This window comes from Nocardioides panacihumi, from assembly GCF_039530925.1.
Classification (GTDB): domain Bacteria; phylum Actinomycetota; class Actinomycetes; order Propionibacteriales; family Nocardioidaceae; genus Nocardioides; species Nocardioides panacihumi.
Genome location: NZ_BAAAPB010000002.1, coordinates 415,624 through 437,060 on the forward strand (window position 1 = coordinate 415,624; position 21,437 = coordinate 437,060).

Consider the following 21,437-nt stretch of genomic DNA (forward strand, 5'->3'; position numbering starts at 1 on the left):
AGGCTCCGCCGCGCGGGAAATCGCTGAAGTCAGCGAGCCGACTCGGCGATCCACCGCTCGAGCACCGCTTGCGCAGCACCGGAGTCGATCGCCTCGGCGGCCCGGGCCACGCCTGCTGCCAGCTCCTGGTTCAGCTCGCTCGCCGCGCCGTCCTCGTGGACGGCCAGCGCGGCGCCCGCGTTGAGCACGACGGCGTCGCGGACCGGCCCCTGCTCGCCGGCCAGCAGCCGGCGTACGACCTCGGCGTTGTGGGCGACGTCCCCGCCGCGCAGAGCATCCGCGGCCGATAGCGTGATGCCGAAGTCGCGCGGGTCGATGGTGTGGGTCGTCACCGCACCGTTGCGCACCCGCCAGACGTGCGACGTCGTCGTGGTGGTCAGCTCGTCGAGACCGTCGTCGCCGCGGAACACCCAGGCGTCCGCGCCACGCTCGGCGAACACGCCGGCCATGACGGGGGCCATCTGCGGGTCGGCGCACCCGATCGCGTTGGCCTGGGGGCGCGCCGGGTTGCTCAGCGGGCCGAGGAAGTTGAACGTCGTGCCGATCCCGAGCTCACGACGCGGCACCGCCGCGTAGCGCATGGCCGGGTGGAACGCAGCGGAGAACAGGAAGGTGATCCCGGCGGTCTCGGCGACCTCGGCGACGCGGTCGACCGGCAGGTCCAGGCGGATGCCGAGCGCCTCCAGCACGTCGGCCGAGCCCGCCTGGGACGATGCCGAGCGATTGCCGTGCTTGACCACCTTCGCGCCCGCTCCGGCGGCCACGATCGCCGACATCGTGGAGATGTTGACCGACATCGACCGGTCACCGCCGGTGCCCACGACGTCGAGGAGCCGGCCGGGCACGGAGATCGTGTTCGCCCGGGCGAGCATCGCGTCGGACAGACCGCGCACCTCGTCGGTCGTCTCGCCCTTGGCCCGCAACGCGACGGCGAAGCCGGCGATCTGGGAGTCGGTGGCCTGACCGCCGAGGATCTCCCCCATCGCCCAGGACGCCTGCGCCGCGGTGAGGTCGGCGCGCGCGACCAGGGTCCCGAGCACGTCGGGCCAGGTGATGGGTGCCATGGTCAGGCGGTCGCGGGCACGCGGTCGCGCAGCAGCGTCACGACCGTCTGCGCCAGCGCGATCGGGTCGAGCGGGTGCGGGACGGCGGCGTCCGCGCGCGACCAGGTCGCCAGCCACGCGTCCTGCGGACGCCCGGTGAGCACGACGATGGGCGGGCAGCCGTAGATCTCGTCCTTGAGCTGCTTCGCGATCCCGATGCCACCCGCCGGCACGGCCTCGCCGTCCAGGATGGCCAGGTCGATCCCGCCGGCGTCCATGTTCGAGATGACGACCGGCTCGGTCGCGACCTCGACGTACTCGACCTCGGGGAGGTCGCGGTGCGGGCGTCGCCCGAGGGCGAGGATGACCTGCTGACGGATGTCGATGTCGTCGCTGTAGACGAGCACACGGAGCGGCTTCTGCGCGGTCACGGCCCGGACTCTACTCGCTGGGGCTCGGCCTCTGCAGGCTCTGTCACCGTTCGAGCACCGGCAAGTCGGACGGCCAGGGCCGTCGCCAGGCCGCTCGCGAGCACCAGCCCGGCGATGGCGACGGGCTTGCGGGTGAACCAGTACCAGAGCGCATTCGTGGTCCACGAGTCGACCGGAGGCGTGTACAGGTCGGTCAGCGCTCCGGGGATCACCAGGGCGCCCTGGAGGATGACGAGCGGAGCGAACAGGGCCCGCGCCACCCTTCCGCAGTGCTCGCGCGAGAGCACGAGCGCCGGCGTCACGCAGACCAGTGTCTCCAGCGGTAGGCGATAGCCGTAGAAGAAGAAGCCGCCGCTGAACCTGTTCAGCAGCCCCTGCACCAGCAGGTAGACACCACCGCCGAGGGCCAGCCAGCGGGTCCAGTCAGGCAGCTCACGCCAGCCTCTCGCCAGCGCGGGCAGGAGCAGGACGAGCACCGGTGTCCACACGAGGAGGCCGCGGTGGGGCGAGACGAGGAACCCGAGGAGGTTGACGAGGTCGAACCGATGTCCGGCGGCGTAGTCGACGAACTTGCTCGCCACGTAGCCCGACGTCGGGTCCCACCTGCCGTACATCCAGTGGGTCCAGAGCGAGATCGCACCGATCCAGAGGAGACCGATCGCGCCGGCCTGGAGCATGGGCGCCCACCGACGGCGTTGCCAGGAGCAGCCGACGGCGAGCACGAGGCACACGATGGCGACGTGGAGGCGACCGGTCGCCGCGAAACCGCCCCAGAACCCGACCATCCACCATCGGTCGGAGCGCGCGCAGACCGCCATGCCGACCATGCCGAGGAGCGTCAGGCTGTGCGGCCACATCGCGTCCGCGGCGACGGTCCACACGGGCGTGGTGAATCCGAGGACGAGCACCGCCTGCAGGGCGACGCGGGTCGGCACCAGCTGGGCGAGCAGCCAGAAGAGCCAGGCCATCGCCGCCGCGGTCAGCAGTGCTGCGGTCAGGGCGCCTGGCACGACCGTGAACGCCCCCCGCCCCGCGAGCAGGTACGCCGGGACGCTGGCGGCGATGACGCCCGGAGCCCGCCCGATCATCTCGTGGCCGTGGGCGTCGTGCACGAGCCACCCGTCGCGGGTCGACAGGCCGTTGAAGCCCGGGAAGTCGGTCAGCGCGACGTCGGGGCTGCCGGTGTTCGCGATGTTCCAGGACACCATGTTCGCCGTGGTGGCGTCGTAGCTCGGAAGCCGGGAGATCGTCGCCGAGTAGACCAACGCTGTTCCGACGAAGACGAGGACGGGAAGCCACGCGGCCCACCGAGTCCCTCGCATGGCACGAAGGGTGCCATAACCGGATGCCGTCTCAGGTGGAGTCGGACATATTCGTGCCGGACCGCTGGGCGGCGCGCTCCCGGGCCTCCAGCAGGTCCAGACGCCGGTCCTCGCGCACGGCCTCCTTCATCGACGCACGCACCCACTGGGTGAACAGCACGCCGAAGAACGCCAGCCCGACCAGGTCCCCGGCACCCCAGAGGATCCCCCCGGCGAGGTGCTGGTCAGCGAGCGGGTCCGGCAGCCAGGCGCCCATCGGCCCGTCGTGCAGGCGGGGGTACCAGTCACCGCCGAGCAGCTCGGTCTGCCCCATGATCGTGATGCCGAGGAACGCGTGGAACGGCAGCGTCAGCACGACCAGGAGCACCCGGAACGGGTAGGCCACCCGCCCCGGGATCGGGTCGATCCCCACGATGGGCCAGAAGAACAGGGCCCCGACCAGCACGAGGTGCACGTGCATCATCTCGTGGACGTAGTCGGAGTGCAGTGACGCGGTGTACCACCCGGAGAAGTAGAGGGCCCAGGGCGAGACGACGTACAGCAGGAACGTGAGGGGCGGGAACGACAGCACCTTCACCGCCCGCGAGTGGAGTACGGCGAGCAGCCACCGCCGCGGCCCGTGCGGCAGCGTCCGGAGCGCGAGCGTGACGGGTGCCCCGAGCGCCAGCGCGAGCGGCACGAGCATCGACAGCGTCATGTGCTGGACCATGTGCACCGACAGCAGCGTCGTGTCGTAGGCCGCCAGACCCGAGCACGTGGCGACGTAGAAGAAGCCCAGCCCGACCACCACGAAGGCGATCGTCCGGCCGACCGGCCAGTGGTCCCCGCGCCGCTTCAGCGTCCAGACACCCCACAGGTACAGGCCGCCCGCCCAGATCGTCACGATGAACGGGATCGGGGACAGTCCCCACTCCGTGATCAGCCGGGAGAGGCCGAACGGCGGGAGGTCGGGAAGGGTGTTGAGCGGGGGGACGAGCACTCTGTGAACTTTATGACGCCACCAGACAGGGGGTCGGGGTGCCCTCGGGAAGAAGGACCGACATAATGGCGTCCGTGGCGACTGCTTCAGCTATTCCGGCATCCCGTCTGACGGGTCAGCACGACCGACCGAGCATGGTCAGCGTCGGGACCATCATCTGGCTCTCCAGCGAGCTGATGTTCTTCGCGGCCCTCTTCGCGGCGTACTACACGATCCGGTCGGTCAGCCCCGAGCTGTGGCCGCAGAACACAGCGCACCTGAACGTCCCGTTCGCCGCGGTCAACACCACGATCCTGGTGCTCTCGTCGGTGACCTGCCAGATGGGCGTCTTCAAGGCTGAGGCCGGCAAGGTCGGCCGCTCCGCCGGCCTCCTGAAGGTCACGGGCTGGGGGCTGCGCGAGTGGTTCATCCTGACCTACATCATGGGTGCGATCTTCATCGCCGGCCAGGCCACCGAGTACGCCTCCCTGATCCAGGAGGGCATCACGATCCCGAACTCGGCGTACGGCACGATGTTCTACCTGACCACGGGCTTCCACGGTCTCCACGTGACCGGCGGTCTGATCGCCTTCCTCTTCGTCCTGGGCCGCACCTACATCGCCCGGACGTTCACGCACGAGCAGGCGGTGAGCGCCATCGTCGTCTCGTACTACTGGCACTTCGTGGACGTGGTCTGGATCGGCCTGTTCGCCACGATCTACATCATCAAGTGACCTGCGCAGCAGACTGAGTGAGGACTTCGAATTGCGTTTCCTGAACCGCTCCGCCGGTCGGCTCTCGCGGTACCGTCGTGGCCCGGTCGCCGGGCTCGTCGTGTTGCTCCTGGGCCTGCTGCTCTCCGGTGGCGTGTACGCCGCCGTCTCACCGTCGTCCTCGGCCTCCTCGGCCGCCAGCGACGACGCGCTCGTCAAGCAGGGCCGTGAGCTCTTCCTCGTCGGCTGTGCCTTCTGCCACGGGCAGAACGGCGAGGGCCAGGTCGACATCAACGGCAAGCTGATCGGGCCGAGCCTCGCCGGCGTCGGCGCGGCCGCCGTCGACTTCCAGGTCGGCACGGGCCGGATGCCGCTCGCGCGCCCCGGCCAGCAGGGCCCGGTCAAGCGCGACGCGTACAGCGAGGACGAGATCGCCGCCCTCGCGGCGTACGTCGCCTCGCTCGCGCCCGGACCGGCCATCCCGACGTCGGCTGACTACTCGACCGAGGGCATGACCGAGCAGGAGAAGCAGGAGGCGATCGTCCGCGGTGGCCAGATCTTCCTGACCAACTGCACCGCCTGCCACAACTTCACCGGCGCCGGTGGCGCGATGCCACGTGGCGGCTACGCCCCGCGGATCCTGGACACCTCCCCGCGACACATCTACGAGGCCATGCTCACCGGCCCCGGCCCGATGGACAACTTCTCCAACGGCAACCTCTCCCCCGAGGAGAAGCGTGACGTCATCGCCTACATCCAGTCGATGAAGGAGCAGCCGGGCTACGGCGGCTTCAGCCTCGGCAACCTGGGTCCCGTGAGCGAGGGCATGTTCGCCTGGCTCGTCGGCCTGGGCATCTGCGTCGCTTTCGCAGTCTGGATCGCGGCCCACACCACCCGTTCGAGCAAGAAGAAGGAGTTGCAGGCGTGAGCGCCGACAGCAGCCACGACACGGGGCACGAGCCGGGTCACGAGGTCATCAACGCGCGTACGGACGCGCTGCTCGCCGACCCCGGGCTCCCAGACCACGTCTGGCGTCCGACCGACGTCGACGCGAAGGCCGAGAAGCGCGCTGAGCGCCAGGTCGCCACGCTGTTCGGCCTCTCGGCGATCTGCACGGTCCTGTTCGTCGTCTTCTACATCACCCTGGAGACGGGCGTCGACGGCCCCACCATCATCGGCCTCGGCGCCTCGAACGTCGCGCTGGGCGTCTCGCTCGGCCTCGCGCTGCTCCTCATCGGCATCGGCGTGATCCAGTGGGCCCGCAAGCTCATGGGTGACCACGAGATCAGCGAGCTGCGTCACCCGGCCTCGTCGTCGGAGGGCGACCGCGCGGAGACGCTCGCCGCGCTCAACGCGGGACTCGAGGAGTCCGGCATCGGGCGGCGCCCGCTGGTCCGCAACACCCTGCTCGGGTCCGTGGCCCTGCTGGCCGCGCCCGCCGTCGTCATGCTCCGCGACCTCGGCCCGCTGCCCAACGAGGTCGTCGGCGAGTACGAAGGCGCCGGCCTCCATCACACCGTCTGGCGGAAGGGGATGCGCGTCGTCCGCGACGTCGTCGGCACCCCGGTCAAGGCGTCCGACCTCGAGATCGGCGACCTTCTCAACGCGGAGCCGGAGGCCCTCTTCCCGACCGCGGAGAACGGCCTGCCCGAGCTCTCCGGCGCGGAGCTGCAGATCGCGAAGTCGAAGGCCGCGCTCGTCATGCTCCGGATGGACCCCAACGACATCGTCAGCCCGGTGACCCGCAACTGGTCGGTCAACGGCATCGTGGCGTACTCCAAGATCTGCACGCACGTCGGCTGCCCGATCTCGCTCAACGAGCGGACGACGCACAACCTGCTGTGCCCCTGCCACCAGTCGACCTTCGACCTCGCCGACTCCGGCAAGGTCGTCTTCGGTCCGGCCGGTCGGCACCTGCCCCAGCTGCCGCTGGGAGTCGACGACGAGGGCTACCTCATCGCGCTCAGCGACTTCCTCGAGCCGGTCGGCCCGAGCTTCTGGGAGCGCAACACCAAGAGTCCGTCCGAGGTTGCTAAGGGTCTCTCATGAGCATCGACACATCCAAGGTCGCCACCTCCAACAAGACCGCCGCGACGGCCTCGAAGCCGTCCAAGGCGGGCGCTGCCGCCACCTGGGCGGACGAGCGCCTCGGCCTGGCGGCCATGGGCAAGAAGAACCTGCGCAAGGTCTTCCCCGACCACTGGTCGTTCATGCTCGGCGAGATCGCGCTCTGGTCCTTCGTCGTGCTGCTGCTCTCCGGCGTCTTCCTGACGCTGTGGTTCCGGCCGTCGATGGCCGAGGTCACCTACCAGGGCTCCTACGACCAGATGCGCGGCATCTCCATGTCGGAGGCGTTCGCGTCGGCGCTGAACATCAGCTTCGACGTGCGCGGCGGCCTGCTCATGCGCCAGATGCACCACTGGGCGGCGATGCTCTTCATCGCGGCCATGATGATCCACCTGCTGCGTGTCTTCTTCACGGGCGCGCACCGCAAGCCGCGCGAGGTCAACTGGGTGATCGGTTGCCTCCTGCTGCTGCTCGGCACGCTCGAGGGCTTCACCGGCTACTCGCTCCCCGACGACCTGCTGTCGGGCACCGGCATCCGGGCCGCGGACGGGTTCATCAAGTCGATGCCGGTCGTCGGCACGTACATCTCGTTCTTCCTCTTCGGCGGCGAGTTCCCCGGCGAGGCGATCATCCCGCGCCTCTACACGATCCACGTGCTCCTGATCCCGGGCCTGCTGCTGGCACTGATCGCGGCCCACATGCTGCTGCTCGTCTACCACAAGCACACGCAGTGGCCCGGACCCGGCCGCACGGAGAACAACGTCGTCGGCTTCCCGATGCTCCCCGTGTACGCCGCCAAGGCCGGTGGGTTCTTCTTCATCGTCTTCGGCGTCACCGCGATCATGGGCGGCCTGATGTCGATCAACCCGGTGTGGAAGTTCGGCCCCTACGACCCGACGAAGGTCACCGCCGGCTCCCAGCCGGACTGGTACATGGGCTGGCCCGACGGCGCGCTGCGCATCATGCCCGGCATCGAGTCCCACTTCTGGGGATCGACGTGGTCGTGGAACGTGTTCCTGCCGATCATCGTGCTGCCCGGCCTGCTCTTCACGGTGCTGCTCCTCCTGCCCTTCATCGAGGGCTGGATCACCGGCGACAAGCGTGAGCACCACCTGCTCCAGCGGCCCCGCAACGCACCGACCCGCACGGCCACGATGGTTGCGCTGATGACGCTCTACGGCTGCTTCTGGGCCGCAGGCGGCAACGACATCATCGCGATCCGGCTGCACGCATCGATCAACCAGATCACGTACTTCATGCGGGCGGCCGTCTTCATCGCACCGGTCATCGCGTTCATCGTGACGCGCCGGGTCTGCATCAGCCTCCAGCGCCACGACAACGAGACGCTGCTCCACGGCTACGAGACCGGCGTCATCATGCGGACGCCGGAGGGCTCCTACTACGAGAAGCACCTGCCGATCAGCGGCGCCGAGGCGTACACGATGACGGTGCGCGACCGCAGCTCCGCGCGGCTCACGGAGCCGGCCGAGGCCGACACCAACGGCGTCCCCGCGCCGAAGGGCCGGCTGTCCGGGCTCCGCGAGAAGGTCCGCACGCTCTACTACGCGGACGACATCGACAAGCCGACGGCAGAGGAGCTCGAGGAGGCTCGTCACCACGCCGAGCACGAGGCTCACGCGCTGGCGGCGATCGACGGTCACTCGGCCGACGGCCACCACTTCGACGGCCGCCACCCGGTCTCCGAGGAGCCGATCCGTCCGGAGCACCACGGGCACTAGCCGAGTCGGCGCAACCTCGCAGTCCTGAGACCTCGAGTCGGCGCATCTTCGCAGTCAACGCTGCGAGGATGCGCCGACTCGGCATTTGTGGAGGTGCAGTTCGCGCCGACTCGGCGGAACAAGACGTCGTACCGGGATTGTTGCGCAGTCAACTACATTCGGGAGAAGGACAGCGATGACGGATCTGAGCACGGTGAAGTTCGGCCTCGACACGTTCGGCGACGTGACCTGGGATGCGGCCGGCCGGCCGCTCCCCCACGCACAGGTGCTGCGCAACGTCGTCGAGGAGGGGGTGCTCGCGGACAGGGTCGGCATCGACGCGTTCAGCGTCGGTGAGCACCACCGCTCCGACTTCGCGATCAGCGCGCCCGAGGTCGTGCTGGCCGCTATCGCGAGCCGCACCGAGCGGATCATCCTCGGCACGGCCGTCACCGTCCTGAGCTCCGACGACCCGGTCCGGGTCTACGAGAAGACCGCCACACTGGACGCCCTGTCCGGCGGCCGCGCCGAGGTCACGCTCGGCCGCGGCTCGTTCACCGAGTCGTTCCCGCTCTTCGGCTTCGACCTGGCCGACTACGAGAGTCTCTTCAGCGAGAAGCTCGACCTGTTCGCGCAGCTCCGGTCCGAGGGCCATGTGGCCTGGCGCGGCAGCGTCCGGGGCCCACTCGACGCCGAGGTCTACCCGAAGACCGAGCGGGGCAGTGTGAACGCCTGGGTCGGCGTCGGCGGCTCCCCCGAGTCGGTCGTACGAGCGGCCCGCTACCGGTTCCCCCTCATGCTCGCGATCATCGGCGGCGACGCCGCACGGTTCGCGCCGTACGTCGATCTCTACCACCGTGCCCTCAGCGAGCTGGCCCCGGAGTCACAGGGCCCCGAGGCCGAGCTGCTGCCCGTCGGCGTCCACTCCCCCGGCTTCGTCTGGGACGACGACGCTGAGGCGGCCGACCTGCTCTTCCCGCACTTCAAGGCGAACCGCGACAGGATCGGTGCCGAACGCGGCTGGCCGCCCGCCACCCGCCGGGAGTACGACAACGAGATCGTCGAGGGGTCGCTGTACGCCGGCTCACCCGAGACCGTCGCGCGCAAGATCGCCCGGACGGTCCGCGCGCTCGGTGCCGCTCGCTTCGACCTGAAGTACAGCAACGGCACGATGCCGCACGAGCAGCTGATGCGTTCGATCGAGCTCTACGGCACGAAGGTCATCCCGCGGGTGCGGGAGCTGCTGACGGAGAGCTGAGGGCAGACCCCGTCAGAGCGCCGAGCCCGCGGTGTACTGGGCGAAAGGCTCGTTCCAGTCGCCGTACCCGTTGGAGAACTCCATCGGCCGGTTGGTGCCCGTGTACTCCACGACGTCGCCGCGCCGGCTCAGGTCGTAGAGCCACTTCGCGTTCGCGGTGCTCATGCCGGTGCACCCGTGGGAGACGTTCGCATATCCCTGTGAGCCGACGGACCACGGGGCGGCATGGATGAACTCGCCCGAGTAGGTCAGCCGCATCGCCCACTGCACGTCGCTGAGGTCGTAGTACTCCGGGTTGTTCTTGCCGATGCCGATGGTCTCCGAGCGCATCCGCTTGGTCGCGAACTTCTCGACGATCACCTTCGTGCCCGACCGCGTCGTGAAGCCCGCCTTGCCGGTGGTGATGGGGATCGTCCGCACCATCTGCTTGTTGACCCAGACCTTCATCTGGTCGGTCTGCGTGTTGACGCGATAGACGTGGGAGTCGCCGACGTGGAAGCTGACCTCGCGGTCCTCCTGGCCGTAGACGCCGTTGCCGGCCGGAACCGAGTTGATCCCGATGTCGACGGTCACGTCGGTGCCGGCCTGCCAGTACGACGCCGGCCGCCAGTGCGCCTCCTTGTCGCTCAGCCAGTGCCAGCTGCCCTTCTGCGTGGGCTGGCTGATGACGTGCATGTGCCGCTCGAACGCCTTCTTGTCCGTGACGGGCAGGTCGAACGTCACGATCACGGGCATCCCGACCCCGACGGTCTCGCCGTCGAGCGGGGCGACGGAGGGGTAGGTCTGCTGGGCGAGCGAGAGGTCGCTGGTCCGGAAGCGCAGACGTCGCTCGGTCGTGCCCCCCTGCGCGCCACGCGCCGTGGCGGCCATCGTGTAGAGCGTGCCGGGCTCGAGACGCCCGTCCGCCTTCCATGACGCGCCGTCGGAGGCGAGGGTGCCCTTGACCGTCGTCGTCCCGCCGGTGAGTGTGACGTCCTCGAGACGACCGGCCGTGGCCCTGACGTCGACCAGGCGGTCGACCGGCACGTCACGCTCGCCCTTCTTGACGTTCGCCGAGATCGCGACCGGGTCCGACGGCGTCGTGGACGGCGTCGGCGTCGTGCTGCTGCTCTCGCTGGCCCCGTCACTGGCGTTGGGCGCCCCCTGGTCGGCGTTGCAGCCGGTCAACAGGGCGGCGGCGGTGGCGGCGGCGAGCATCAGCGCGGCCGGCTTGGCCGAGCGCAGGAACCCCATGACGATCTCCAGACATGACTTGACTGACCGGTCCCCCCGGTCCGGCCGGAGCAACCCTAACTTCCACTCCCCCCTCAGACGCAAAGGCCCGCCGACTGGTTGCAGTCGGCGGCCCTTCGTGATCAGCCTGTGATGTGCCACGCCGGAGGCGTGCGCATCAGGTGTTGCTCAGTGGGCGTGCTCGCCGCGGTAGTACTCGAACACGAGACCCGCCAGCGCGACCGCGCCGAGGACGCCGCCGATGATCACGAGCCAGTAGGCGGCCATCGCGGTGCCGAAGACGATGACGCCCAGGGTCAGGGCGCACCACAGCGGCCACCACGAGTACGGCGGGAAGAACCCGAGCTCGCCCGCGCCATCGGCGATCTCGCCGTCCTTGCGGTCCTCGGGACGAGGCTCCATCCGCCGCGCGTGGAAGCCGAGGTAGAGCGACATCATCGCCGTGAGCAGCGTGGCCATCGTCAGGGCCGACGTGCCGGTCCAGTCGAGGCCGTGCTCGGAGGCGCCGGTGACCAGCGCGTACGCGGGCGTGACCAGTACGAAGAAGACGGTGCAGGCCACGAAGATCCAGGTCTCGGACTTCATCAGGCGTCACCCTCCTCGTGAACGGACTTGCCAGGGATGTGGACGAGGAGCTCTTCCTCGGACTCGATCTCGAGCGCGGCGATCTCGGGGTGGTGCAGGTCGAACGCCGGGGACTCGGAGCGGATCCGGGGCAGCGTCACGAAGTTGTGGCGCGGCGGCGGGCACGAGGTGGCCCACTCCAGCGAACGGCCCCATCCCCAGGGGTCGTCGACCTCGACCATGGGCGCCTTGCGCGTGATCCACAGGTTGAGGAACCACGGGATCATCGAGAGGCTCAGCAGGAACGCGCCCACCGTCGAGATCTGGTTCAGCGTCTCGAAGCCGTCGGACGGCAGGTAGTCGGCGTACCGCCGCGGCATGCCCTCGACGCCCAGCCAGTGCTGCACGAGGAACGTCGTGTGGAAGCCGACGAACAGGATCCAGAAGTGGATCTTGCCCAGGCGCTCGTTGAGCATCTTGCCCGTCAGCTTCGGCCACCAGTAGTAGAAGCCGGCGAACATCGCGAACACGACGGTGCCGAAGACCACGTAGTGGAAGTGGGCGACCACGAAGTAGGAGTCCGAGACGTGGAAGTCGAGCGGCGGGCTGGCCAGGATGACACCCGTCAGGCCACCGAAGAGGAACGTCGTCAGGAAGCCGATCGACCACAGCATGGGCGTGTCCAGGCTGACCGACCCGCCCCACATCGTGCCGATCCAGTTGAAGAACTTCACGCCGGTCGGGACCGCGATGAGGAACGTCATGCCCGAGAAGAAGGGCAGGTCGACGGCTCCGGTGACGAACATGTGGTGGGCCCAGACGGCCACCGACAGGATCGCGATGCCGAGCGTCGCGCCGACCAGGCCGATGTAGCCGAAGATCGGCTTGCGGCTGAAGACAGGCAGGATCTCGGTGATGATGCCGAAGAACGGCAGCGCGATGATGTAGACCTCGGGGTGCCCGAAGAACCAGAACAGGTGCTGCCACAGGATCGCGCCGCCGTGGGAGGCGTCGAAGACGTGGGCGCCGAGCTGGCGGTCGGCCTCGAGCGAGAGCAGCGCGCCGGCGAGGACCGGGAACGCGATCAGCACGAGCAGCGACGTGACCAGCGTGTTCCAGACGAAGATCGGCATCCGGAACATCGTCATGCCGGGCGCGCGCATGCAGATGATCGTCGTGATGAAGTTGACCGCGCCGAGGATGGTGCCCAGACCGGCCATCCACAGGCCCATGATCCAGAGGTCACCGCCCACGCCCGGGCTGCGCACCGCGTCGGAGAGCGGCGTGTAGGCGAACCAGCCGAAGTCGGCCGCGCCGAGCGGGGTCAGGAACCCGGAGGCGGCGATGATGCCGCCGAACAGGAACAGCCAGTAGCTGAACATGTTCAGGCGCGGGAACGCCACGTCGGGGGCGCCGATCTGCAGCGGCATGATCGCGTTGCCGAAGGCGAAGAACAGTGGCGTCGCGAAGAGCAGCAGCATGATCGTGCCGTGCATCGTGAAGAGCTGGTTGTAGAGCTCGTCGTTCACGATCTGGTTGCCCGGGAAGGCGAGCTCCGCGCGGATGATCAGCGCCATCACGCCGCCGAGCAGGAACCAGATGAACGCCGTGACGAAGTACAGCTTGCCGATCAGCTTGTGATCGGTCGTGGTCAGCAGCCGGTAGGCCTGCTGGCCGAGCGGTCGACGGCCGCTGGGGGTCGCGGTGGAGGTCGATGCGGTCGCGGTCACTGGTTCTCGCCTCCGGTCTGAGTGGCCAGGCCGTCCTGGGTGTGGGCCTCGGTCCCGCCGATCAGCGGCTTGTCCGACTCGCGCCCCTTGCTCTGCAGGTCCTGCAGGTAGCTCTGGTAGTCGCTGACGCTGACCACCTTCACGTTGAAGAGCATGCGGGAGTGCGAGACGCCGCAGAGCTCGTAGCACTTGCCCTTGAACGTCCCCTCCCGGGTCGGCGTGATCGCGTAGTGGTTCACGCGGCCGGGGACGACGTCCATCTTCATGAGGAAGGACGGGACGCCGAAGTCGTGGATGACGTCGGGGCTGTGCAGGTTGAAGCGCGTGGTCTCCCCGACCGGCAGCACCAGCGTCGGGATGTACTGCGCGGTGCCGCCCTCGTAGACGTAGCTGCTGTACGGGTAGTTGTCGTCCGCCGGGTCGTCGTCCGCGGAGCCGTCACGCGTGCCGATCCCGTAGTTGAACGTCCACTGCCACTGCTGGCCGACGACCTCGATCGTGTTGTCGACCTTGCCCTCGTTGAGCATGGCGTCCTGGGTGCGGACCGTGTGCGTGAAGAACACGATGACCATCAGGACGGGGGCGATCGTGTAGAAGATCTCGATCGGCAGGTTGTAGCGCGTCTGGATCGGGATGTCGGACTCGCTGCGCCGGCGGTAGCGCCACAGCGACCAGAAGATCAGGCCCCAGACGATGATGCCGGTGACCATGGCGGCGATCCAGGCGCCCTGCCACAGTGCGAGGTTGTGCTCACCCTGGGCCGAGGCCGGGTCGGGCATCGCAGCCCGCCTCCACTCGTCCTTCGTCTCCGACGAGCAGCCCCCCAGCAGGACGACGGCGGTAGCCAGCGCAACCAGCAGGGGTGTCTTCCCCACCAGTCGCCGGCCCCCCGGCTTTCCGGGCAAGTGCAGACCCACGAACGAGCCTCTCTCTCGAGCAGTCACGGCAAGCGACCCGGGCCCCTGAGGAGGCACGAGTTCACACGTCGCACACTAGCGGAACCGGTCCCCCTGACGAGTCGCGGGGTGGCCCTTAGGGTTGCGATGTGATCTATCCCGCGGTCTACCTCGACGCGGCCTCCGCGGAGCCGCTGCATCCGGCCGCACGGGAGGTGCTGGCGGCGGCCCTGGAGCGTGGGTACGCCGACCCGCGACGTCTGCACGGCCCCGGGCGGGACGCGCGCCTGCTGCTCGACAACGCCCGCGAGGTGGTCGCCTCCTGCCTGGGGGTACGACGCGACGAGGTGATGTTCACCCCCTCCGGATCCGCCGCCGTGCACGCCGGCGTGCTCGGACTGCTGCCCTCCCCCGACCGCACACTGGTGACGACGGCGGTGGAGCACCAGTCCGTGCTCGACGCCGCGACCTGGGCCCACGTCCCGACGCACCGGGTGGCCGTCGACGCGAGCGGGCGCGTCGACGCCGACGCCGTGGTCGCGGCCGCTCGCGGGGAGCAGGCCGGGCTCGTCGCCGTACAGCAGGCGAACCACGAGGTCGGGACGGTGCAGCCGGTCGACGCGGTCGGCGAGCTGCTCGACGACGTACCGCTCCTGGTCGACGCCTGCGCCTCCATGGGCCGCCTGCCGCTCCCGGCCCGGTGGACGGCTGTCGCCGGCTCCGCACGCAAGTGGGGAGGACCGGGCGGCGTCGGCGTCCTGGTCGTCCGCCGGACGGCACGCTGGCACTTCCCCTTCCCGGCACCCGACCCGACCGAGCGCACCGATCACGGCTTCACCGACGTCGCCGGCGCCCTGGCGGCGGCCGCCGCGCTGCAGGCGGTCGTCGCCGAGCGCGAGGAGGTCGGCGCCCGGCAGCGCGACCTGATCGACGTGGTCCGTGCACGCGTCTCGACCATCCCCGACGTCGACCTGGTCGGCGACCCGGCGGACCGGCTCCCCCACCTCGTGACGTTCTCGTGCCTCTACGTGGACGGCGAGGCGCTCGTGACCGAGCTCGACCGGCGCGGCTTCGGGATCGCGAGCGGGTCGGCCTGCGCCGTCGACACCCGCGAGCCGTCGCGGGTGCTCGCAGCGATGGGTGCCCTGACCCACGGCAACGTCCGGCTCTCGCTCACGCGCGACGCCACCCGCGAAGACGTCGACCGCTTCCTCGAGGTGCTCCCCGACGTCGTGGGCGACCTGCGCGCGGAGGTCGCGCGGTGACGACCGCCGCCACGACGCTGGACTGCCGCGGGATGCCCTGCCCGCGCCCCATCATCGAGCTCGCGAGGCACCTGGCCGACGTCGCCGTCGGCGAGGTGCTCGGTGTCGCTTCCGACGACCCGGCCGCACGCCACGACGTGCCGGCCTGGTGCCGGCTGCGCCGGCAGGAGTACGCCGGGGAGGAGACCGCCCCGGACGGGGTCCCGGTCTACCTGGTCAGACGGCTGGACTGATCAGCCGAGGTGCGGGGCGACCTCGGCGGCCGCCTCCGCGCCGTAGCTCTCGGCCAGCCGCGCCACGAACTGCTGGCTGGTGAAGGAGTACTCCTGGGTGCCGACCGTCTCGACGACGTACGCCGCCAGGGTGCAGCCGACCTGCGCCGACCGCTCGAGCCCGAGGCCCCAGGCCGTGGCCGCGAGGAACGCCGCGCGGAAGGCGTCGCCGACGCCGGTGGGCTCGACCGCGTTCACGTTCTTGCAGGCCTGCACGACGATCGGGTCCTCGCCCTGCCTGGTGATGCGGACGCCGGCCGCGCCGAGCGTGGTCACCTGCGTGCCGACGCGCTCGAGCACCTCCGCGGCGCTCCAGCCGGTCTTGGACTCGATGAGGTGCGACTCGTACTCGTTGGAGAACAGGATCGTCGCGCCGTCGACCAGCTGCTGGATGAGCTCACCGCTGCCGAAGGCGAGCTGCTGGCTCGGGTCGGCGATGAAGGCGTAGCCACGCTGACGGCACTCGTCGGTGTGGCGCAGCATGCCGTCGGGGTCGTCGGCGCCGATGAGCACGTAGCTCGGCTCGCCGACCGCCTTCACGATCGGGGCCAGCTCGATGAGGCGGGCCTCCGACATCGCGCCGGGGTAGAAGCTCGCGAACTGCGCCATGGTCTCGTCCGTGGTGCAGACGAAGCGGGCGGTGTGCTTGGAGTCCGAGACGTGCACGTGGTCGCAGTCGACACCGTGACGCTCCAGCCAGGAGCGGTAGTCGCCGAAGTCCTCACCCACGGCGCCGACGAGCACCGGGCTCAGCCCGAGCTTGCCGAGGCCGAAGCAGATGTTCGCGGCGACGCCGCCGCGACGGATCTCGAGGTCGTCGACCAGGAAGCTCACCGACAGCTTGTCGAGCTGCTCGACGACGAGGGAGTCAGCGAACTTCCCGCGAAACGTCATCAGGTGGTCGGTCGCGATCGAGGCGGCGATGAGGAGGGCTCCAGACACGTGGGGGAACACTACCCGTTGGTACCGCTTGGAGTACCCATCGGTAGTCCATAGCGTCGATGGCATGACCGATGCCCAGCACGTCTCCGGACTGGCCTACGACGACCCGTCGACCCCGTCCGAGCTGACCGCCGACTGCCGTGCCGCCGAGGCACGGCTGTCCCTGCCCAGCTCGTTCGACTCGGTGGCCCGGGCAGCCGCCCGCGGGCCGATCTCGCTCCGCTTCGAGGACTTCCACGAGGTCGCGAAGCCCGAGATCCACCCGGCCACGGCCGCACGGCGCATCGCCGCCGCACTCGACCTGGATCTGGACTGAGTCTCCCCGGATATCCCTCCCTGGATGGCAACAGCCCCCGCCCGTGATCCGGGCGGGGGCTGTTGCATGGTGCTGCTGTCTGGCTGGGCCTCGACTCAGTGGAAAGAGTCGCCGCAGGCGCAGGAACCCGTCGCGTTCGGGTTGTCGATCGTGAAGCCCTGCTTCTCGATGCTGTCGATGAAGTCGATCATCGCGCCGTTGAGGTAGGGCACGCTCATCCGGTCGACCACGACCGAGACGCCGTCGAAGTCGGTGACGGAGTCACCGTCGAGGGTGCGCTCGTCGAAGAAGAGCTGGTAGCGCAGGCCCGAGCAACCGCCCGGCTGCACGGAGATGCGCAGGGAGAGGTCGTCGCGACCCTCCTGCTCGAGCAGGCTCTTCACCTTGGCAGCCGCCACGGGGCTCAGGTTGATGCTGTCGGCGCGGCGCTCGAAGGCGGTGTCGGTCATGATGGCTCCCTGAGTGGTGGGTGCGGGGTCTGTCGTAGGTCCAATCGTCGCACACGAACGGTTATTCCCCCTCAGCGCGACCAGCTGCGGGCGACGCGCTCGGCCAGGGTCGCCAGCGATCCGGCCGGGTCCGCGAGCGCAGCCTCCTCCCCCACCAGGTCGACGAGCGAGTACGCCGACTCGACACCGAGGGCCCGCATCTCCCGCGCACCGACGTCGACACGCCCGGCGAGCACCACGCACGGCCGGGCCGCGCCTGCGGCGACCTCGGCGACGCCGTACGGGACCTTGCCGGACCTGCTCGAGAAGTCGAACGCGCCCTCGCCCGACACGACCAGGTCCGCCCGGCGGGCGCGGCCGGGAAGGTCGACGGCCTCGGCGACCAGCGCGATGCCGGGCCTCCGCTCCGCACCCAGCAGCAGCAGCGCGTAGCCGAGACCCCCGGCCGCACCGGCGCCGGGAGCGAGCGCCAGCCGGCGGTCCGCAGCGGACGCGAGGTCCTGCAGCGCGCCGTCCAGCGCCGGCAGCTGCTCCTCGGCGAGCCCCTTCTGGGGCCCGTAGGTCTTGGTCGCACCGAACAGCCCGGTCAGCGGGCTGTCCACGTCGCTGGCCGCGACGATCTCCACGTCGAGCGGCTTCGGCATCGTCAGCGTCGTGATGCCTGTCAGTCCGGCACCGCCCTGGTCGAGCGGTCGGTCGGCCGACGCTCCGAGGGCCGCCAGCAGCCCGGCGCCGCCGTCGTTCGTGCCACTCCCTCCGAGGCCGACGACGACGCGGCGGGCGCCGGCATCGGCGGCGGCGAGGATCAGCTCGCCGACGCCGTACGTCGTGGCGGTCTCCGCCCCACAGCCGCCGGTGAGCGCGAGCCCGCAGGCCTGGGCCGACTCGACGTAGGCGGTGTCCCCCACGAGCAGGACCGTGGCCGGCGTCGGACGGCGGTCCGGCCCGCTCACGGTGACCGCGAGAAGCTCGCCACCGAGGGTCGACTGCAGGACGTCGACGAAGCCGGGCCCGCCGTCGGCCATCGGGGCCAGGTCGAGCTCATCGGTCGACGCGTGGCGGCGCCAGCCGGCTGCGATCGCCTCGGCGGCCTCGACGGCGGTCAGCGTCCCGGCGAACTTGTCGGGAGCGACGAGGATCCTCATGGCGAGCACCCTAGGCTGTCGGCCGATGGAGATCAGGCCGATGCGGCGCGACGACGTGGCCACCGCCGAGTCGCTCAGCGACGACGCGTTCTTCGAGCTGACGCAGCGCACGGGCGGGCGCGCCGGTGCCGGCCCGCAGCGGCGTACGACCGAGCACTCCGACGAGTGGGCGCGCCGCACCGAGCACCTGGTCCGGACGGACCCGGGCGGCTGCTGGATCGCCGAGGACGACGGGCGTGTCGTCGGCTTCGCGACGTCGTTCGTGCGGGACACGACCTGGTTCCTGGCGACGTACGCCGTCCGGCCGGGCCTGCAGGGGCGAGGCGTCGGAACCGCGCTGCTCGCAGCGGCGATGCACCACGGCCGTGGCTGCCTGCACGCGATGCTGTCGGCGTCGGACGACCCGCGGGCGGTGCGGCGCTACAAGCTGGCCGGCTTCGACCTGCACCCGCAGATGCACCTGTCGGGCACCGTCGACCGCACGGCGATCCCGCTGATCGAGAAGGTCCGCGACGGCACGGCGGCCGACATCGACCTGATGAACTCCCTGGACCGTGCGACCCGGGGCGCCGCGCACGGACCCGATCACGAGCTCATGCTCTCGGTGTGGCGGCTGCTCGTCTCCGACACCACCACCGGCTCGGGCTACGTCTACGTCGACGCCCGTGGCCGGGTGGCTCTGCTGGCGGCCGGCAACAGGCGCACGGCTGCGCGCCTGCTCTGGGCGGCGCTGGCGGACTCGAGCGGGCCCGTCGTCGTGCCGCACCTGACCGCCGCCAACCAGTGGGCTCTCGACGTGGGCGTCGAGGCTCGGCTCGAGCTCGGCCAGGCGGGCTACCTCGGGCTGCGCGGGCTCCAGCCGCCGGCGCCTTACATCCACCACGGGGCACTGCTTTGATGAGCCGGTGAGCCTGTTCCGCCGCAAGCCCTCCGAGAGCGACCGGATCGACGCGTTCTGGAGCTGGTGGTCGCAGGAAGGGTCGGCATACTGCGCCGAGGCACTGGCCGCGCACGATGCCCAGCGTGCCGTCCCCGCGCTCGGCCAGCAGATCGACCGACTCCACGACGGCCTGGCGTGGGAGCTCGCTGCAGGGGCCGTCAGCGAGCACGCGCTGGTCGTCTCCGCCGAGGGCTCGCCTGAGCTGCGCGCGCTGACCCGCCGCTGGCTGCTCGCCGCGCCACCGGCGTCAGAGACGTGGTCCTACAGCGACGTGCGGTCGCCACTGCGCGACCTCGACGGGGCCTCGATCGGACTGCGCGACGGCGAGCTGCTGGCACTGGACGAGGTCACGGTCGCCGCCCGGCGCACCGGCACCCGTCTGGACCTCACCGTGCATCACCCCTCCTTCGCCGGCCTAGCCGAGGACGTGCGGCTGCGCATCGCGCTGCTCGTGCTCGACGCCGCGATCGGAGAGACAGCGGTGGAGCTGTGGATCGGCGGGATCACACCGAGCGAGCTGGCGCCGCGCGACGGGTTCGGCCTCGTCCCGCTCCGGGCGTTCGTCGAGCGGATGCAGAGCGAGTACGTCGACCCCGACGGCGTGCCGTCCTGGATCCTGCTGCGCGGCGAGGGGCCGCGCGGTCCCGTGGTCGCGGCCGTCACGGTGCCGCTCCACCCGGCCACGTCCCCGCTGCTGACGCATCACGTCGGGCTGCTGGTGCCGTACGCCGAGGTGACGGACGAGGGGCTGCCGGCCGGGGCGTCTCTCGACGGGCTGCAAGCGCTCGAGGGACGTGTCGCCGAGCTGCTCGGCAGCGACGGGCGGGTCGTGGCGCACGAGTCGGCGGCCGGCGTACGCCTCCTCCATGCGTACGCCGACGGCGCGACCGACGCTCCGGATCGACTCCGACGGGCGCAGCTCGGCTGGGGTGAGGGCGCGGTCGAGGTGGAGGTCACGCCCGACCCCGCGTGGGACCGGGTCCGGCATCTGGCGACCTGAACGTACGATTCGGCTATGACGACCGTCGACCTCCCGCTGCTGCCGCTCGGCCGCGGCATCGACCTCGACTCCGAGCGCGGCGTCGAGTGCCCCGGCGACCTCCCGCCGGCCTCGGACCCCTCGCTCGTGGAGCGCGCCCGGGCAGCCAAGGAGGCGCTCGGCGACCGAGTGTTCGTGCTGGGCCACCACTACCAGCGCGACGAGGTCATCCAGTTCGCTGACGTCACGGGAGACTCCTTCAAGCTCGCCCGGGACGCGGCGGGGCGCCCGGAGGCGGAGTACATCGTCTTCTGCGGTGTCCACTTCATGGCCGAGTCGGCCGACATCCTCACCTCGCCCGAGCAGAAGGTCATCCTGCCCGACCTCGCGGCCGGCTGCTCCATGGCCGACATGGCGCGACTCGGTCAGGTCGAGGCGGCGTGGGACGCCCTGACCGCGGCGGGCATCGCCGACCAGGTCGTGCCGGTCACCTACATGAACTCCAGCGCCGACATCAAGGCGTTCTGCGGCCGCAACGGGGGCGTGGTCTGCACCTCGTCCAACGCCGAGACGGTCCTCCGGTGGGCATTCGAGCGGGGCGAGAAGGTTCTCTTCCTGCCCGACCAGCACCTCGGCCGCAACACCGCGGTGCTCAAGCTCGGCATCCCGCTCGAGAAGTGCGTCGTGTGGGACCCGCGCCAGCCCGACGGCGGCCTCACCGCTGCGGAGCTCGCAGACGCCACCGTGATCCTGTGGAAGGGGCACTGCTCGGTCCACGGGCGCTTCTCCCCCGACACCATCGACGAGCTGCGGGCCACGATCCCGGACATCCAGATCCTGGTGCACCCCGAGTGCCAGCACGAGGTGGTGCTCAAGGCCGACCTCGTCGGCTCGACCGAGTTCATCATCAACACGATCGAGGAGGCTCCGGCCGGGTCGGCCTGGGCCGTCGGCACCGAGCTCAACCTCGTGAAGCGGCTCGCCGCCCGGCACCCCGACAAGCGCATCGTCTTCCTCGACCGGAACGTCTGCTACTGCTCGACGATGAACCGCATCGACCTGCCGCACCTGGTGTGGGCGATGGAGTCGCTTGTGAACGGCGTCGTCCCGAACGTCATCGAGGTCGACGCCGACACCGAGCGCCACGCGAAGGTCGCCCTCGAGCGGATGCTCGACCTGCCTGGCAAGACCGAGCG

22 protein-coding genes are annotated in these 21,437 nt (G+C 70.1%); 11 read left to right on the plus strand and 11 right to left on the minus strand.

The features are described 5' to 3' along the window. Positions 1-29: 29 nt before the first annotated feature. The 4 genes from trpD to ABD205_RS11145 are packed head-to-tail and all read right to left on the minus strand — an operon-like array spanning position 30 to position 3,775. Positions 30-1,064: an anthranilate phosphoribosyltransferase gene (gene trpD / locus ABD205_RS11130; RefSeq protein ID WP_344044888.1), complete on the minus strand. Its 1,035-nt coding sequence runs from the start codon at positions 1,062-1,064 to the stop codon at positions 30-32. Positions 1,065-1,066: 2 nt separating this feature from the next. After that, positions 1,067-1,474, minus strand: coding sequence for an Rv3143 family two-component system response regulator (locus ABD205_RS11135; RefSeq protein WP_344044889.1), 408 nt, complete (start codon positions 1,472-1,474; stop codon positions 1,067-1,069). Beyond that, positions 1,471-2,796, minus strand: coding sequence for a hypothetical protein (locus tag ABD205_RS11140; protein WP_344044890.1), 1,326 nt, complete (start codon positions 2,794-2,796; stop codon positions 1,471-1,473). Before ABD205_RS11140 ends, ABD205_RS11135 begins: the two co-directional genes overlap by 4 nt. A gap of 31 nt (positions 2,797-2,827) precedes the next feature. Further along, positions 2,828-3,775, minus strand: a complete 948-nt coding sequence (locus ABD205_RS11145) for a cytochrome c oxidase assembly protein (protein ID WP_344044891.1) — start codon at positions 3,773-3,775, stop codon at positions 2,828-2,830. Positions 3,776-3,840: 65 nt separating this feature from the next. Here ABD205_RS11145 and ctaE point away from each other — a divergent pair, with 65 nt between their 5' ends. The 5 genes from ctaE to ABD205_RS11170 all read left to right on the plus strand — a co-directional run bounded on the left by ctaE (position 3,841) and on the right by ABD205_RS11170 (position 9,510). Next, a complete protein-coding gene (gene ctaE / locus ABD205_RS11150) occupies positions 3,841-4,488 on the plus strand; it encodes an aa3-type cytochrome oxidase subunit III (RefSeq protein WP_344044892.1) in 648 nt (215 codons plus the stop codon). 31 nt (positions 4,489-4,519) lie between these two features. Then, entirely contained in the window at positions 4,520-5,395 is an 876-nt protein-coding gene (qcrC, locus tag ABD205_RS11155) for a cytochrome bc1 complex diheme cytochrome c subunit (RefSeq protein ID WP_425572848.1), read from the plus strand. Next, complete coding sequence (gene qcrA / locus ABD205_RS11160) at positions 5,392-6,516, plus strand: cytochrome bc1 complex Rieske iron-sulfur subunit (RefSeq protein WP_344044893.1); 1,125 nt, start codon at positions 5,392-5,394, stop codon at positions 6,514-6,516. The genes qcrC and qcrA overlap by 4 nt, the downstream gene beginning before the upstream one ends. Further along, complete coding sequence (qcrB, locus tag ABD205_RS11165) at positions 6,513-8,273, plus strand: cytochrome bc1 complex cytochrome b subunit (RefSeq protein WP_344044894.1); 1,761 nt, start codon at positions 6,513-6,515, stop codon at positions 8,271-8,273. The genes qcrA and qcrB overlap by 4 nt, the downstream gene beginning before the upstream one ends. A gap of 175 nt (positions 8,274-8,448) precedes the next feature. Next, positions 8,449-9,510, plus strand: a complete 1,062-nt coding sequence (locus tag ABD205_RS11170) for an LLM class flavin-dependent oxidoreductase (protein ID WP_344044895.1) — start codon at positions 8,449-8,451, stop codon at positions 9,508-9,510. 12 nt (positions 9,511-9,522) lie between these two features. Here ABD205_RS11170 and ABD205_RS11175 read toward each other — a convergent pair whose 3' ends face one another. The 4 genes from ABD205_RS11175 to ctaC all read right to left on the minus strand — a co-directional run bounded on the left by ABD205_RS11175 (position 9,523) and on the right by ctaC (position 14,011). Beyond that, entirely contained in the window at positions 9,523-10,743 is a 1,221-nt protein-coding gene (locus ABD205_RS11175; RefSeq protein WP_344044896.1) for a L,D-transpeptidase, read from the minus strand. A 168-nt stretch (positions 10,744-10,911) separates the two neighbouring features. Next, a complete protein-coding gene (locus ABD205_RS11180; RefSeq protein ID WP_344044897.1) occupies positions 10,912-11,328 on the minus strand; it encodes a cytochrome c oxidase subunit 4 in 417 nt (138 codons plus the stop codon). After that, complete coding sequence (gene ctaD / locus ABD205_RS11185; protein WP_344044898.1) at positions 11,328-13,037, minus strand: aa3-type cytochrome oxidase subunit I; 1,710 nt, start codon at positions 13,035-13,037, stop codon at positions 11,328-11,330. The genes ABD205_RS11180 and ctaD overlap by 1 nt, the downstream gene beginning before the upstream one ends. Further along, the gene (gene ctaC, locus ABD205_RS11190; protein WP_344044899.1) at positions 13,034-14,011 is read right to left on the minus strand and encodes an aa3-type cytochrome oxidase subunit II; all 978 of its coding nucleotides are present in this window, start codon (positions 14,009-14,011) and stop codon (positions 13,034-13,036) included. The genes ctaD and ctaC overlap by 4 nt, the downstream gene beginning before the upstream one ends. Positions 14,012-14,082: 71 nt before the next feature. Here ctaC and ABD205_RS11195 point away from each other — a divergent pair, with 71 nt between their 5' ends. Together ABD205_RS11195 and ABD205_RS11200 are read left to right on the plus strand one after the other, a co-directional pair. Further along, positions 14,083-15,198 carry a cysteine desulfurase family protein gene (locus tag ABD205_RS11195; protein ID WP_344044900.1) on the plus strand — a complete coding sequence of 372 codons (1,116 nt, stop codon included), beginning with the start codon at positions 14,083-14,085 and terminating at the stop codon, positions 15,196-15,198. Then, a complete protein-coding gene (locus tag ABD205_RS11200) occupies positions 15,195-15,431 on the plus strand; it encodes a sulfurtransferase TusA family protein (protein ID WP_344044901.1) in 237 nt (78 codons plus the stop codon). The genes ABD205_RS11195 and ABD205_RS11200 overlap by 4 nt, the downstream gene beginning before the upstream one ends. Here ABD205_RS11200 and ABD205_RS11205 read toward each other — a convergent pair whose 3' ends face one another. Then, on the minus strand, positions 15,432-16,412 hold the full coding sequence (locus ABD205_RS11205; RefSeq protein WP_344044902.1) for a carbohydrate kinase family protein: 981 nt from the start codon (positions 16,410-16,412) through the stop codon (positions 15,432-15,434). Positions 16,413-16,476: 64 nt separating this feature from the next. Here ABD205_RS11205 and ABD205_RS11210 point away from each other — a divergent pair, with 64 nt between their 5' ends. Further along, positions 16,477-16,728, plus strand: coding sequence for a hypothetical protein (locus tag ABD205_RS11210; protein ID WP_344044903.1), 252 nt, complete (start codon positions 16,477-16,479; stop codon positions 16,726-16,728). 95 nt (positions 16,729-16,823) lie between these two features. On the opposite strand, the gene erpA is transcribed toward ABD205_RS11210, so the two are convergent. Both erpA and ABD205_RS11220 read right to left on the minus strand, forming a co-directional pair. Further along, a complete protein-coding gene (gene erpA, locus ABD205_RS11215) occupies positions 16,824-17,177 on the minus strand; it encodes an iron-sulfur cluster insertion protein ErpA (RefSeq protein ID WP_344044904.1) in 354 nt (117 codons plus the stop codon). Positions 17,178-17,248: 71 nt separating this feature from the next. After that, a complete protein-coding gene (locus ABD205_RS11220; RefSeq protein WP_344044905.1) occupies positions 17,249-18,322 on the minus strand; it encodes a glycerate kinase family protein in 1,074 nt (357 codons plus the stop codon). 25 nt (positions 18,323-18,347) lie between these two features. Here ABD205_RS11220 and ABD205_RS11225 point away from each other — a divergent pair, with 25 nt between their 5' ends. From ABD205_RS11225 to nadA, 3 genes are all read left to right on the plus strand, one after another. Next, the gene (locus tag ABD205_RS11225; RefSeq protein WP_344044906.1) at positions 18,348-19,220 is read left to right on the plus strand and encodes a GNAT family N-acetyltransferase; all 873 of its coding nucleotides are present in this window, start codon (positions 18,348-18,350) and stop codon (positions 19,218-19,220) included. A gap of 7 nt (positions 19,221-19,227) precedes the next feature. Further along, complete coding sequence (locus ABD205_RS11230) at positions 19,228-20,262, plus strand: hypothetical protein (RefSeq protein WP_344044907.1); 1,035 nt, start codon at positions 19,228-19,230, stop codon at positions 20,260-20,262. Between the two features lie 15 nt (positions 20,263-20,277). After that, positions 20,278-21,437: quinolinate synthase NadA (gene nadA / locus ABD205_RS11235; protein WP_344044908.1), on the plus strand; the 1,160-nt coding region annotated here is incomplete at its 3' end.

What these genes read in the sequence shown, in the direction of transcription:
- ABD205_RS11140 (WP_344044890.1), bottom strand. Translation starts at nt 2,796, where the DNA reads ATGCGAGGGACTCGGTGGGCCGCGTGGCTTCCCGTCCTCGTCTTCGTC.
- ABD205_RS11210 (WP_344044903.1), top strand. Translation starts at nt 16,477, where the DNA reads ATGACCGATGCCCAGCACGTCTCCGGACTGGCCTACGACGACCCGTCG.
- trpD (WP_344044888.1), bottom strand. Translation starts at nt 1,064, where the DNA reads ATGGCACCCATCACCTGGCCCGACGTGCTCGGGACCCTGGTCGCGCGC.
- ABD205_RS11170 (WP_344044895.1), top strand. Translation starts at nt 8,449, where the DNA reads ATGACGGATCTGAGCACGGTGAAGTTCGGCCTCGACACGTTCGGCGAC.
- ABD205_RS11225 (WP_344044906.1), top strand. Translation starts at nt 18,348, where the DNA reads ATGGAGATCAGGCCGATGCGGCGCGACGACGTGGCCACCGCCGAGTCG.
- qcrB (WP_344044894.1), top strand. Translation starts at nt 6,513, where the DNA reads ATGAGCATCGACACATCCAAGGTCGCCACCTCCAACAAGACCGCCGCG.
- ABD205_RS11220 (WP_344044905.1), bottom strand. Translation starts at nt 18,322, where the DNA reads ATGAGGATCCTCGTCGCTCCCGACAAGTTCGCCGGGACGCTGACCGCC.
- erpA (WP_344044904.1), bottom strand. Translation starts at nt 17,177, where the DNA reads ATGACCGACACCGCCTTCGAGCGCCGCGCCGACAGCATCAACCTGAGC.
- ABD205_RS11175 (WP_344044896.1), bottom strand. Translation starts at nt 10,743, where the DNA reads ATGGGGTTCCTGCGCTCGGCCAAGCCGGCCGCGCTGATGCTCGCCGCC.
- ctaE (WP_344044892.1), top strand. Translation starts at nt 3,841, where the DNA reads ATGGCGTCCGTGGCGACTGCTTCAGCTATTCCGGCATCCCGTCTGACG.
- ABD205_RS11180 (WP_344044897.1), bottom strand. Translation starts at nt 11,328, where the DNA reads ATGAAGTCCGAGACCTGGATCTTCGTGGCCTGCACCGTCTTCTTCGTA.